Source organism: Chryseobacterium contaminans (assembly GCF_001684955.1).
Classification (GTDB): domain Bacteria; phylum Bacteroidota; class Bacteroidia; order Flavobacteriales; family Weeksellaceae; genus Chryseobacterium; species Chryseobacterium contaminans.
In genome coordinates, this window is record NZ_MAYF01000007.1 from 1 (window position 1) to 14,101 (window position 14,101).

The window sequence follows — 14,101 nt, forward strand, 5'->3', positions numbered from 1 at the left end:
GGCCAAAAGCCACTTTTCAAATTCATATATTATATCTTTTTAGTTCAGATAGAACTCATATTTATTCAGTAATTGTATTTCCTTGATAAGATCTCCATTCAGATCTACAGAATGTTTCATAGACTGTACTTCAATATGGGAATCATCATCAATATTTTTGATAAAGAACTTCAGTTTCTGATTACCTTTATTTCTATCTAGTACATTCCTGAAAAAATCCAGATCCTCGCGTCTCACATCCATAACATCCATAACCAGAGAGATACTTTTTGCAAATCTTTCAAATGCTTCCTGAAGCTCAATCACATCATTTACATTTACAAAAACTCTTCCATCTTTAACCTGAGCAAATTTTATTTTAAAAATAACAAACCTTTGTACTTCAAGCTTCTCCTTCAACCTCATGTAATCTCTGTCTCCCAGTCTGAAAGAATAAGAACCGGAATAGTCTTCCAATGTCACAAAAGCTACTTTTTCACCACTTCTGAAACCGTCCTGCACTCTGTATTCTGTAATAAGACCGGCTACAGTATACTCTTTTCCGCCGCCACCATTTTCTCTTTCTTTCTGAAGGGTCTTCCAGTCTTTCTTTTTTTCTTCAAACAATTCGTCCTGCTTATTAGCAAAAGCCTGTTCTTTATAAGCATCTACTTCATCAAGATTTAAGAATAGAAAATTTCCTTTAGGTTCTGCCTTTTTAGTTACTTCCTCTATGACTTCTTCATCTCCCACAGATAATTCATCTGAAATAATTTCAATAAGATCAGTTGTTTCATCTGGCGTATCCTGCTCCAAAACAGGAGCTTCATCTGTAGCAGCTTTTCCTTCTTCCTCTTTTTCCAGAACCGACTTCTTAGAAAGTTTTCCCTGCATAAACTGGAACTGATATTTAAATTCATCCAATGGATGGGCAGAAAGGTAGAATCCTATGGTTTCCTTTTCCTTATTAAGTTTATGCATGTTTGGCCATTCAGGGCAAGGAGCCAGTTTGGGTTGCTCAATCTGAACCTCATCTGCAAAATCAGCAAAAAGTGAATGTTCCATCTCGTTTTTACTTTCCTGGAAGCTTTGCCCATATCTGATCAGACGCTCAAGATTGGTTTTTCCAGCCATATCAATGTCAAAATACTGACCTCTGTGGAAGGTATCAAGTTCATCAAAGGCTCCGGCAACCACTAAACTTTCTGCAACTCTTTTATTCATTTGGGAAGGTAATATTCTTTCAAAAAAGTCATAGATATTTTTAAACCTTCCGTTCTCTCTTTCCCTTGTAATTGCCTCACTTGGCCCTTCTCCGATTCCTTTGATGGCTCCCAGACCAAAACGGATCTGACCTTTTTCGTTTACAGAGAATTTGTACTGAGATTCATTTACATCAGGTCCCAAAACATCTACTCCCATACTTTTACAATCCTCCATGAACATGGTAATTGAATCCGTATTGTTAATGTTATTACTCATCACACTTGCCATATATTCAGCCGGATAATTGGCTTTTAAATAAGCCGTTTGATAAGCAATAAAAGCATAGCAGGTGGAGTGCGATTTGTTGAAGGCATATTCCGCAAAGGCTTTCCAGTCATTCCAGATTTTCTCAAGTCTTTCTTCATTAAGGTTGTTTTTTCTACCTCCTTCAATGAATTTAGGGTACATTTTGTTCAGAACATCAATCTGTTTCTTACCCATCGCTTTTCTCAGGGTGTCAGCCTCCCCTTTTGTAAAGTTGGCCAATTTCTGAGAAAGAAGCATTACCTGTTCCTGGTAAACGGTAATTCCGTAAGTTTCCTTTAAATATTCTTCTGTTTCGGGTAAATCGTAAACAATTTCTTCAATACCATGCTTCCTGTTAATAAAGTTTGGAATGTATTTAATAGGACCAGGACGGTACAGTGCGTTCATGGCAATAAGATCGGCAAAAACCGTAGGTTTAAGCTCTCTCATGTATTTTTGCATCCCGGGACTTTCATACTGGAAGATCCCAACTGTTCTACCTTCTTTAAATAACTGATAGGTTTTAGCATCGTCCAACGGAATAAGATCGGGATCAATGTCTACTCCATGTCTTGCCTTTACAAGCTTTAGAGCATCTTTAATGATCGTCAGCGTCCTAAGCCCAAGAAAGTCCATTTTCAGAAGCCCGGCACTTTCTGCTACCGAGTTATCAAATTGAGATACCAGAATGTCGGCATCTTTGGCAGCAATGGTTACCGGCACAAGGTTACTCACATCCTCCGGAGTAATAATTACACCACAGGCATGGATTCCGGTATTCCTGATGCATCCTTCCATCTTTTTAGCGCTTGCCAGCACTCCATGACGTGAATCATCAGGGCTTTCCAGAACATATCTCATTTCATCAACGAGCATTTGTTCTTCCGGTTTTAATTTATCATATTTTGCTAATGCTTTTGCAATGTTCATCCCCGGTGTAGAAGGGATAAGCTTAGCAATATTATTTGTATCAGGAATGGGAACATCTAATACTCTTCCGGCATCTTTAATTGCAGATTTTCCTCCAAGCACCGAATAGGTAATAATCTGTGCTACCTGACTCTGTCCGTATTTTTCAATTACCCATTTGATAACCCGGTCTCTACCTTCATCATCAAAGTCGATATCAATATCGGGCATCGAAACCCTCTCAGGATTTAAGAATCTCTCAAAAAGGAGATCATATTTAATAGGGTCAACATTGGTAATTCCGATACAGTAAGCTACTGCAGATCCTGCAGCGGAACCCCTTCCCGGACCAACCCAAACTCCCATTTTACGGGCTTCATTACAGAAATCCTGTACAATAAGGAAGTATCCCGGATAACCGGTGTTGGCAATTACTTCCAATTCGAAATCCAGGCGCTCTTTAACGTCGGCAGTAATGCCATCATCACCATATCTTCTTTTCGCCCCTTCATAAGTAAGATGCGTCAAATAGGCCATCTCTCCTCTTTTCCCTCCGTCTACCTCATCTTCTGCATGGATAAATTCTTCAGGAATATCAAACTTTGGAAGGAGAACGTCTCTTTTTAAAGTATAAGGTTTAAACTTTGCAAAAAATTCTTCATATGCTTCAAAGGCGTCAGGATACGCAAGGAAAGCTTCTTTTAGCTCATCGGAGTTTTTTATATAGTACTCTCCAGTGGCAAGTCCTCTCCTTTTCCCAAATCCTTTTCCAATAGGTGTTGTAAGCTTTTCTCCATCTTTGATACAGCTTACAATATCCTGAATATTGGCATCATCTTTATTGGTATAAAAAGTCTCATTCTGAGCCAGAATTTTAACATTATATTTATCTGCCAGATATAAAAGAACCTCATTTAAGTGCTCTTCTTCAGGAAGTTTATGATTTTGAAGCTGAACATAGAAATCATCCCCAAAAGTATCGCTCCACCATTTGAAAAGTTCCTCCCCTTTTTGTTCACCTGTATTTAAAATAGCATCAGGAATATCTCCATGAATCCCGGAAGTTAAAGCGATTACTCCTTCTTTATATTCAGCGATCAATTCACGGCTAATCCTTGGAACTCCAAAATAGAATCCCTTTAAGAAACCGATACTTGAGAGTTTTGCTAAGTTCTTATATCCGTTAAAATCTTTTGCCAAAAGCACTACCTGGGTTCTCCTATCCGGATCATCTTTGGTAAACTGCTTTTGCTCATAACGATCTGAAATATAAAACTCACAGCCAACAACTGGAATCAGTGGTGTAGAAACAGGTTCTGCCTCATTAAACTCAGTTCCATTTTCTTCTGCCTCCTGTTTTCTGGCCAAATATTCTTTATGCTTTTTTGCCCTGTCTCCATTAGCTCCTTCTACTGCTGAAACGAACTTAAAAGCCCCCATCATATTTCCAAGGTCTACCATTCCGACAGCCGGGAAATTTTCATCGGAAGCTTTTTTAATCAGGTCATTAATGCTTGAAGTAGCTGTAAGTGTTGAGAAAACACTATGATTATCAAAATTGAAATATTTACCTAAATCAATTTCATCAATACTTCCGAAATCCTGTTGTTTCTTTTTATTATGAAAATCCGCAACCTGCCTTCTGATAACAATATTGAAAGGCTTTATAGGATCAGGATAAAGACTCTTGAAATAAGCTAACTGATCTTCAGAAATCTTTAAGGTTTCAGCAGGTACAACACCAATTCTTACCATTTCGAAGAACGCTCTGGCTGTAGCATTTACGTCGGCAGCAGCATTATGGGCTTCATCAAACTTACTTCCGTACAATTTTTCATAAAGCTCTTCAAGTTTTGGAGGCTTAAAGCGGCCACCTCGACCTCCGCCTAACTGGCAGAAATCGGTTCCCAGAATCATTGTATCTGCTTTAGGTTTCTCCTGAAGATTATCTTTTATATTTTTTCTATAAAATTCTGCTCCTACGATATTGTAATCAAATTCAACATTATGTCCGGAAACTACTCTTATTTTTTCAAGAACCTTAGAAAACTCTTCTAAAACTTCCTGTAGATCACGCCCTTCTTCATTCGCGATTTTTGTTGTAATCCCATGAATTCTAGCTGCATTAAAGGGAATATCATACCCTTCAGGCTTTATTATATAATCCTGGTTTTCAATTAAATTACCATCATCATCATGTACCTGCCAAGCAATCTGTACCATTCTTGGCCAGTTTTCTGAATCTGAAAGCGGAGCATTGAAATTTTTTGGTAACCCGGTTGTTTCTGTGTCAAAAATTAAATACATATAATTTTCTAACTTTTAATAAAAAGAGAATGTAAAGTTACTTCATTTTTTCCAATTTACTGACTTTAAAGTCCCAACACCTGTACTATGCAAATTTTAAAAAAACAAAAACACAAAACAATTAACAAATCAAACGAGTATAATTCAAAAACATACAAAACATTAATTAAAACTTACAAAAAAATAATATTTATTCATTCTAAATAACCTTTTGTAAATATTTTGCCCTATATTTGAGCCATTACAATTTTTAATATTTACTAACCATTATGAAGAAACATTTACTTTTAGCCAGTACTTTGGCTATTTCAATGCTAAGTGCGCAAAACAATGAAGGATTAAAAAGAGAGTTTGAAAGAAAAAACAAAGAGAACAGCGCTAAGTTTGAATCTTATGTTGGAAGAATTTCTGCAACAAGCAAGAATTCAGAGGCTTTAAAAGAGCTTCAACAACAGAGAAATAACTTAGCAGGCTTTACTCCAAGCGGAATTCCATACTTCAACCAAGTAGAAGATATGGATCAGATAAAAAATTCCAACGCTGATTTTCTTCAAAATGGAACAATTACCGGACTTACTGGTTCATTCAATGGAGAAAATATCAAATATACACTTTTTGATGGTGGAAGAGTATATGCTGCACACCCTTTTTTTGATAACATGACCGGAAGAGTTACGAATAAAGAAGCGACTACAATGAACTACAGTGCTCATTCTACTGCGGTTTCCGGATTTATGGGAGCAAGAGCCCATACTCAGACTTTAAATTTCACAGACGGAACATCCAGAACCGTAAACTTCCAGGGAATTGCAAAAAATTCTACAATAGATTCTTATGCATTCAGTGATTCTGTATTACCGGGTAACACAGCCCTTAGCACTGTATTTGAAAAAATACTAATTGCTCAGCCAAAAATTTCCAACCACTCTTATGGTACTAACCAAGGATGGTCAGTAAAAGCAGTTAATGGAGTTAATTCATGGGTATGGAATGGTACATTCACCAGTCCAAATACATCTATGGATTTACAAGGTACTTATTTTGACAATGATGAAAGTTATGATGCCATTGTTTATAACAATCCAACGTACATCATCGTAAAATCATCAGGTAACTATTTTGGAATGGGGCCAGCTGCAGGAAGCACTGCTACATCATATTATAGAGGCAGTAACAATACCAATGTTGCCTTTACAGCAACAGATACTCTTCCTGCACAAAACTGCAGCCAAGGTTTTGACTGTATTGGACCTGGATCATTAGCAAAAAATATAATCGTAGTAGCAGCTACAGATAGAATCACAGCTAATGATGGCAGATATGTTACCGCTGCAAATGTTATTCATTCAGATTACAGTAGTGCAGGTCCTAGGGATGATGGTGGTATAAAACCTGATATCGCAGCAGTTGGAACTGACGTTGGTAGTGCCTCAACGGCAGAAAATACAACTGGTAGTGCCAGCTTAACAGTAGGTAGTGGAACTTCGTATTCTGCACCAGTAGTGACTGGTATCATCGGTCTATGGACACAGATCAACAAGCAATTATTCCAAAACGCAGAATTAAAAGCTGCTTCTGCAAAAACACTAATGATTCACTCTGCTTCTGAAGCAGGAAATGTGGGACCAGATCCATGGTTCGGATGGGGATTCATCAACGCAAAAAAAGGAGCTGAGCTTTTAGTTGGAAAATCTAATAATACTGTAATTTTTAATGAGGAGACCCTAAACAATGGAAGTACGAATACTCAAATAGTAAATGCTTCAGGAAACGAACCTCTTAAAGTAACAATTTCCTGGATTGACCCAGAATTTAAGCTTCCTGAAACTATCAGTTGGGAATCTGCGTATAATAACCGAAATTCCAGGCTAGTAAACGATCTAGATTTAAGAATTACTGACACCACTACTAATACAGTATACATGCCTTGGAAGCTTAATGCAACCAGTCCTATGACTCCAGCAACTAAAGGAGACAACACTGTAGATAATGTAGAGCAAGTAGTTATTGAAGCTCCTGTAGCAGGAAGAAGTTACAAGATTGAAGTTCTTCACAAAGGAACACTGGTGAACAACGCCACACCAAGCGCTACAGCTCCTCAAAATTATTCAATTATTGTTACAGGACACACTGCAGGATCTTTAGGAACCAAAGAAGGTGCTAAAGCTTTAAGAGAACTTGCTGTTGCCCCTTCTGTTACCAAAGATGTAACAAGTATATTAAACGCTCCTAAGAAGTCAACATTCACTATTTATGATATGTCTGGTAAGAAATTACAAAGCGGTACTATCAACAGTGAGAAAGAAGCAATTAATTTATCTTCTCATCCAAAAGGAATTTACATTATTGAAGTAAGAACCGACAAAGATGTAGTGACTAAAAAAGTGATTAAGGAATAATCTTAACACAAAATAAAATACTGGAGGATACTGACAAATGTCGGTATCCTTTTTCTTTTTTGATTGAACTCTTTATTTCAACTTTATTTTTTCATTCGAAATACAGTGATATCTTCTCTATTTAACTATTCCTTATCTCAACTTGTACGAAAATAAAACCATAAAAATTGAAAATAATTTAATTTTTTAAATTAAAAACAAACTAAAAACCAATAAAACATATAAAAAAACAAATTACAAACATTAAAAAAGGAAATAAAATACAACATTCATATATTTGAAAAAACACAATAACATTTAAACAATTATCAATTATTATGAAGAAAATCTTTATTTCGATCAGCACTTTGATGATTTCATTAGCAAGTGCACAAAAAAACAATGAAGCTCTGGAAAGAAAATTTGAAAATCAGAGAATTGAAAACAGTAAAAAATTTGACACTTACGTAGCCAAGCGTTATGGACAAAACAGAGATATTAAAACTCTAAGAGAAATTGAAAAACAAAGAATTAGTTTAGCTGGTTTTATTGGTAACAAGCCTTATTTTTATGAAGCTTATGATACTGATCAGATTGTGAATTCCAACTCTGATTACTTACAAGGAGGTACTATTAGTGGTTTAACAGGTTCATTTAATGGAGAGGGTATTAAATTTACTATTTTTGATGGATGCTCCATCCCAGGTACTCCGGCAAGAGTATTTGACGGACATGTATTTTTTAATAATGCTACCGGAAGAATAAGCAATAAAGAAGCAGCTACTCTTATATACGGAGATCATGCAACTTCCGTTTCAGGCTTTATTGGTGCCAAAAATTTTCCTTATACAGTTACCCTTAATGATGGCACTACCAGAACTGTAAACTTTAAAGGTATTGCTCCAAACTCAACTATAGATGCCTATGCTTTCTTGGAAACAACATTACCTGGCGATACAAGTCCAAGTACTGTTTTTCAAAAAATAATCAAAGCCCAACCCAAAATTTCCAATCATTCTTATGGTGGTAATTATGGATGGAGTGAAGGAAAAGTCAATAATCAACCGGCATGGATTTGGAATGGCGCTTTTGCCAGCCCAAACACTACTTTCGATGCCCAGGGCACTTATCATAACAATGACAGGGATTATGACCAGATTGTTTACAATAATCCCTCATATATCATTGTAAAATCTTCAGGAAACTCCTATGGAGAAGGACCAAGCACCGAAACCAGTACTTATAAAAAATATTATGAGAACGATAACGGAAATCTGGTAGAATTTGCAGCAACAGACACATTACCTCCCAATAACTGTTCACAAGGATATGATTGCATTGGTATTGGATCTCTGGCTAAAAATATCATTGTAGTAGGAGCAACTAACAGAATTACAGCCAACGGCGGAAGATACACAGCCTCAACTGATGTCATCCATTCGTCTTACAGCAGTGCAGGACCTAGGGATGATGGCGGTATAAAACCTGATATCAGCGCTGTAGGAACATCCGTAGCAAGTGCCAGCTCGGCTAATAATTCAACAGGAAGCCAGGGTTTAACAATAGGTAACGGAACCTCCTATTCTGCTCCTGTAGTTACAGGTATTATTGGTCTGTGGACACAAATTAATAAACAACTCTTTAATAATGCAGAACTTCATGCAGCTTCCGCAAAAACATTAATGATCCACTCTGCTTTAGAAGCAGGTAATCCTGGTCCTGATCCACATTTTGGCTGGGGATTCATCAATGCTAAAAAAGGAGCTGAAATTCTTGTTGGCAAATCTAATAACACAGTTATTTTCAATGATGAAACCTTAAATAATGAATCAAGTAATACTAAAACAGTTAAAGCTTCCGGAAGTGAGCCATTAAAAGTAACAATATCCTGGGTAGATCCGGAATTTACCAATTACACAAGCCAATGGGGAAATGTCCACAACAACAGGACTTCAAAATTAGTTAATGACTTGGACTTAAGAATTATTGACACCACAGATAATACCACTTACCTTCCATGGAAACTTGATTACAACAATCCTATGACCGCGTTAAAAGGAGACAACACTGTAGACAATGTTGAACAGGTAATTGTAGATGCCCCGGTTGCCGGAAGAAATTACAAGATCATCGTTAATCATAAAGGAACCCTAAAAAATAATGCAGGAGTTACCGCCCCTCAGAATTACTCTATTATAGTAACAGGATATACTGAAGTATTGGGAACAAAAGAGTCTAAAGCGGGAATTTTAAGCAGTTTATCTGTTGTTCCTTCCGTTACAAAAGACTTAATAAACATCCTGAAAGCACCTAAAAAATCAACCTTCACCATTTATGATCTTTCTGGTAAAAAATTACGTTACGGAAGCATCAATAGTGATCAGGAAGTAGTTGATTTATCGGCTTATACAAAAGGAATCTACATCATTGAAGTAAAAACCGAAAAAGACATTATTTCTAAAAAAATCATTAAGGAATAATCAACGAATTTATATTTTTTTTGCAAAATACTAACAACTGTTAGTATTTTGTTTTTTTTATATATATTTGCTTCCTATGGAAAATACACTTCACGAAAAAGTTTCTCAGGATATTTTACTTAAAGCATACAATCACATGATGCTTGCCAAAGCAATGGCTGACATTTATGAAGAAAACAGAAACATCTGTAAATATGTTCATAGTACATCAAGAGGCCATGAAGCCATACAATTAGCAACCGCCTACCAATTAAAAAAAGAAGACTGGGTCTCTCCTTATTACAGAGACGAAAGCATTCTTTTAGGTATCGGGTTTGAACCTTACCAATTGATGCTTCAATTACTGGCTAAAGCTGATGATCCTTTTTCCGGAGGCAGATCCTACTACTCCCATCCTTCCAGCAGAGATGAAAATAAACCAAAGATCATCCACCAAAGTTCGGCAACAGGAATGCAGACTATCCCTACAACCGGTGTTGCCCAGGGAATAAAATACATCCAGGATTTCAATCTTCAACAGTTTGAAAACAATCCTGTGGTTATTTGCAGTCTTGGTGATAACTCGGTAACAGAAGGTGAAGTGAGTGAAGCATTGCAGTTTGCAGCATTGCATCAGCTTCCTATTATTTTCCTTGTTCAGGATAATGAATGGGGGATTTCTGTAACCAAAGAAGAAGCAAGAACCTGTGATGCTTATGATTTCGTATCAGGATTTACAGGATTAAGCAGAATGAGGGTTGACGGAACTGATTTTGTAGAAAGCTTCGAAGCCATGAAAAAGGCTGTAGATTTTGTAAGAACAGAGAGAAAACCTTTGGTTGTATGTGCAAAGACAGTATTGATCGGTCACCATACTTCAGGAGTAAGAAGAGAATTCTATAGAGACGAAGAAGATTTAACAAAACATAGAGCAAAAGATCCAGGAGAAATCCTTAGAAAACATTTACTGGAAACAGGTGTTGATGAAGACCTTTTAAAACAAATCACAAAAAAGGCCCGCCTTGAAGCCGAAGAAGCTTTTGAAAAAGCTAAAAACGCTGAAGATCCAAAGCCTGAAACCGTAATGCAGCACGTATTTGCACCTACTCCAATTACAGAGGAAACAGGAACCCGCGAGCCTGCCAACGGTGAAAAGATAGTAATGGTAGACGCTGCCATCCACGCCATACAGGAACTGATGTGGAAGCATCCTGAAGCGCTTCTTTATGGCCAGGACGTGGGTGAAAGAATCGGCGGTGTTTTCCGTGAAACAGTAACCCTTGGAAAGAAGTTCGGAAGCAAAAGAGTTTTCAACACAGCCATTCAGGAAGCCTATATTATTGGTTCTACCACCGGAATGAGCGCTGTAGGCCTTAAGCCAATTGTTGAAGTTCAGTTTGCAGACTACATCTACCCGGGAATTAACCAATTAATTACAGAAATCTCAAAATCAAGCTATTTAAGTGGCGGGAAATTCCCTGTAAGCAATATTATCCGTGTTCCTATCGGAGCTTATGGCGGTGGTGGACCTTATCACAGTGGAAGCGTTGAAAGTATTCTGGCTAATATTAAAGGAATCAAGATAGCATATCCAAGTAACGCTGCAGATTTTAAGGGATTATTAAAAGCAGCTTACTACGATCCGAACCCGGTAGTTATGTTAGAGCATAAAGGCTTATACTGGAGCAAAGTTCCGGGAACTGAAGATGCTAAAACAATTGAGCCTGCGGAAGATTATATTTTACCATTCGGAAAAGGAAAAATCATCATAGAAGCAGATCAGAATGAAACGGAAAAAGGAAGAACCTTACTGGTTGTAACCTATGGAATGGGAGTTTATTGGGCCAAAGAAGCTGCTAAGAACTTTAACGGAAGAGTTGAAGTAATAGATTTAAGAACTTTGATTCCGCTGGATGAAGAGCTAGTATTTGAAAGAGTAAAAGCTCATGGAAAATGTATCGTGCTTACGGAAGAACAGCTCAATAATTCCTTTGCAGAAGCATTCGCACATAGAATTTCTAAGAACTGTTTTAAATATCTGGATGCCCCGGTAGAAACTATGGGAGCTTTAGATGTACCTGCCGTTCCTATTAACCTGGTTTTAGAAAAGGAGATGCTTCCAAATGCGGAGAAACTTTCCAGGAAGATCGAAGAAATGCTACAATATTAAATCAATATAAAATGATACCTCTAAAATTATTTAGAGGTTTTTTTATGCTTTTTTTCACTATTTTTATTTTAGGATTACCAAACTCAATCCGAGAACATTATACCAAACAAAAACTGAAAATTAAATTGATAACAGGCATTCCCTCCTAAACTCTCAAAAAGTTTGGTACTTATTTTGTCTGTACACGCAAAACACATTCATCTTTATGATCACAACCAAATACGTCAATTATAAACAGGTTCTTAATTTATCCGGTGTCCATCTTATCTTAATCTCTATCTGGTGTACTCTGATTGCGATCCTGTTTTATTTTTTCAACTGGCATTGGATGACTATCCCATGGGTTCCGGTAGCGCTTATTGGTACTGCAGAAGCCTTCTTAGTAGGTTTCAAAAACAACCAGGCTTATGACCGACTTTGGGAAGCCAGGAAAATATGGGGCGGGATTGTGAACTCCAGCCGTTCGTTTGCTTCTATGGTACAGGCTTTCGATACCAAAAATGAAGAAATAGGCGTTTTTGACCTTGAAGACCGCAAGAAAAAGATCATCAACCGTCACATTGCTTGGTTATACACTTTCCGTGAGCAGCTTTTAGTCCCTACAGAATGGGAACATATCAGCAGTGAAAATGATAAATTCGGGAATATCAATCTAAGAAGAAACAGATTGATCAAAGCAGGCTTTCCAGATTATGGCAGAGCCCCTATTTTCTTACATAAATATCTTTCGGAAGAAGAATATGAATTAAAAAATGAATATAAAAACTTTGCTACCTACCTGATCTCACAACAGGCTAAAGATATCAATGAGTTAAAAAATATGCATGCCATCACAGATTTTAATCAGACACAGCTACAAACCTGTCTGAATGAATTTTATGGTTTTCAGGGGCAAGCAGAAAGAATTAAAAAGTTCCCTTCTCCAAGGCAGTTTGCCAGTACAGCATTTGTCTTTAATATCCTGTTCATCACCCTACTCCCTCTTGGACTCGTGAATGAATTTGCAAAATTGGGGGACTGGGGAATCTGGACTTCTATTCCTTTCTGTATTATTATCGGATGGATTTACATTATTATGGAATTGGTAGGAGATTACTCTGAAAACCCTTTTGCCGGATTAATGTTTGATGTTCCGATGCTCTCCATCTGCAGAACTATCGAAATTGACCTTCTTCAAATGATGGGAGAAACAGAGTTACCGGATCCTATTGCTTCTAAAAACGGAGTACTTGTGTAATCATGAAATAAATAATCAATAATTCTAAAAATCCCAGGAAGCTGTCATTTAACTTTCTGGGATTTTTGCATTTTACAAAGCAATTGCTGACGTATTTTTCACTTCATAAATCATAAATGAACTGTGTGTACTCGCAATATGCTGCAATGTGGTGAGCTTAGTCAGCATAAAATTCCGGTAATCTTCTATATCCCTTACTCCTATTTTAAGGATATAATCGTAATCTCCGCTTACATGGAAACATTCTGTTACTTCCTGAAGATTCATTACCTCTTTTTCAAATTGCAGAACAAATTCTTTCTTATGCTGTGTTAATTTCACGTGGCACAAGACAATAAATTCTCGTTTCACCTTTTTCCTGTCAAGCAATGCCACATATTTGGAAATAACACCTGCATTTTCCAACTTCTTTATCCTTTCATAAACAGCAGTCACCGATAATCCAAGCTTGCCGGATAGCTCTTTGGTGGTTTGCTTGCAGTCTTCCTGCAAAAATAGCAGTAGTTTTTTATCAGTATCATCAAGTTCCATAGATAAATTTTTGGTGGAATTTTAATATTTCCGAATATAGCAATTATATTTTCTAAATAAACAACATTTTCCAGTTTTATATTCTATAAATTCAATTTTATGTTGTAATAATTAGGAAAATAGCGCAAATTAGGGCGATAAAATAAAAACAATGCTTATGGAAAACTTTAACGCAGCCAACGAGATCCAGGATCTTCAGTATTTTGGCGAATTCGGAGGGGTAAATCCTTCTATTTCTGACAGCTCTACCTATACTTTCCTTTCTGCAAAAACTATGTTTGATACCTTTGAAGGAAATGCAGAAGGATGCTACCTGTACTCCAGACATTCATCACCCATGAATCTATATCTGGCACAGGCTCTCGCAAAAATGGAAAATACAGAGTCTGCCAACGTTACAGCATCCGGAATGGGAGCCATTACTTCGGTTTTGATGCAGCTATGCAAAAGCGGTGACCATATCATTTCCAGCAGAACCATTTATGGAGGAACTTACGCCTTCCTCAAAAACTTTTTACCTCAATTTAATGTAGCTACTACTTTTGTAGATATCAATAATTTTGAATCTATTGAGAACGCAATCACACCTAATACAAAAGTAATCTACTGCGAAAGTGTA

The 14,101-nt window shown here is 36.9% G+C and carries 7 protein-coding genes; 5 read left to right on the plus strand and 2 right to left on the minus strand.

What is annotated here, in order from left to right:
- Positions 1-39: 39 nt before the first annotated feature.
- Entirely contained in the window at positions 40-4,707 is a 4,668-nt protein-coding gene (gene dnaE, locus BBH99_RS01215) for a DNA polymerase III subunit alpha (RefSeq protein WP_066690868.1), read from the minus strand.
- A gap of 269 nt (positions 4,708-4,976) precedes the next feature.
- Here dnaE and BBH99_RS01220 point away from each other — a divergent pair, with 269 nt between their 5' ends.
- The 4 genes from BBH99_RS01220 (at position 4,977) to BBH99_RS01235 (ending at position 12,951) form a co-directional block, all read left to right on the plus strand.
- On the plus strand, positions 4,977-7,106 hold the full coding sequence (locus BBH99_RS01220; RefSeq protein WP_066690870.1) for a S8 family peptidase: 2,130 nt from the start codon (positions 4,977-4,979) through the stop codon (positions 7,104-7,106).
- A 317-nt stretch (positions 7,107-7,423) separates the two neighbouring features.
- Positions 7,424-9,565, plus strand: coding sequence for a S8 family peptidase (locus BBH99_RS01225; RefSeq protein ID WP_066690872.1), 2,142 nt, complete (start codon positions 7,424-7,426; stop codon positions 9,563-9,565).
- Between the two features lie 76 nt (positions 9,566-9,641).
- Complete coding sequence (locus BBH99_RS01230; RefSeq protein WP_066690874.1) at positions 9,642-11,714, plus strand: alpha-ketoacid dehydrogenase subunit alpha/beta; 2,073 nt, start codon at positions 9,642-9,644, stop codon at positions 11,712-11,714.
- Positions 11,715-11,919: 205 nt separating this feature from the next.
- Positions 11,920-12,951 (plus strand): bestrophin family protein, encoded by a 1,032-nt coding sequence (locus BBH99_RS01235; RefSeq protein WP_066690876.1) that lies wholly within the window; start codon positions 11,920-11,922, stop codon positions 12,949-12,951.
- A 72-nt stretch (positions 12,952-13,023) separates the two neighbouring features.
- Here BBH99_RS01235 and BBH99_RS01240 read toward each other — a convergent pair whose 3' ends face one another.
- Positions 13,024-13,482 (minus strand): Lrp/AsnC family transcriptional regulator, encoded by a 459-nt coding sequence (locus BBH99_RS01240; protein WP_066690878.1) that lies wholly within the window; start codon positions 13,480-13,482, stop codon positions 13,024-13,026.
- 157 nt (positions 13,483-13,639) lie between these two features.
- On the opposite strand from BBH99_RS01240, the gene BBH99_RS01245 reads away from it, so the two are divergent.
- Positions 13,640-14,101, plus strand: a 462-nt coding sequence (locus tag BBH99_RS01245; protein WP_185111016.1) for a PLP-dependent transferase, incomplete at its 3' end; no start/stop codon positions are given.

Excerpts from the sequence above, each read along its gene's own strand:
- dnaE (WP_066690868.1), bottom strand. The coding sequence starts at position 4,707 with ATGTATTTAATTTTTGACACAGAAACAACCGGGTTACCAAAAAATTTC.
- BBH99_RS01220 (WP_066690870.1), top strand. The coding sequence starts at position 4,977 with ATGAAGAAACATTTACTTTTAGCCAGTACTTTGGCTATTTCAATGCTA.
- BBH99_RS01225 (WP_066690872.1), top strand. The coding sequence starts at position 7,424 with ATGAAGAAAATCTTTATTTCGATCAGCACTTTGATGATTTCATTAGCA.
- BBH99_RS01230 (WP_066690874.1), top strand. The coding sequence starts at position 9,642 with ATGGAAAATACACTTCACGAAAAAGTTTCTCAGGATATTTTACTTAAA.
- BBH99_RS01235 (WP_066690876.1), top strand. The coding sequence starts at position 11,920 with ATGATCACAACCAAATACGTCAATTATAAACAGGTTCTTAATTTATCC.
- BBH99_RS01240 (WP_066690878.1), bottom strand. The coding sequence starts at position 13,482 with ATGGAACTTGATGATACTGATAAAAAACTACTGCTATTTTTGCAGGAA.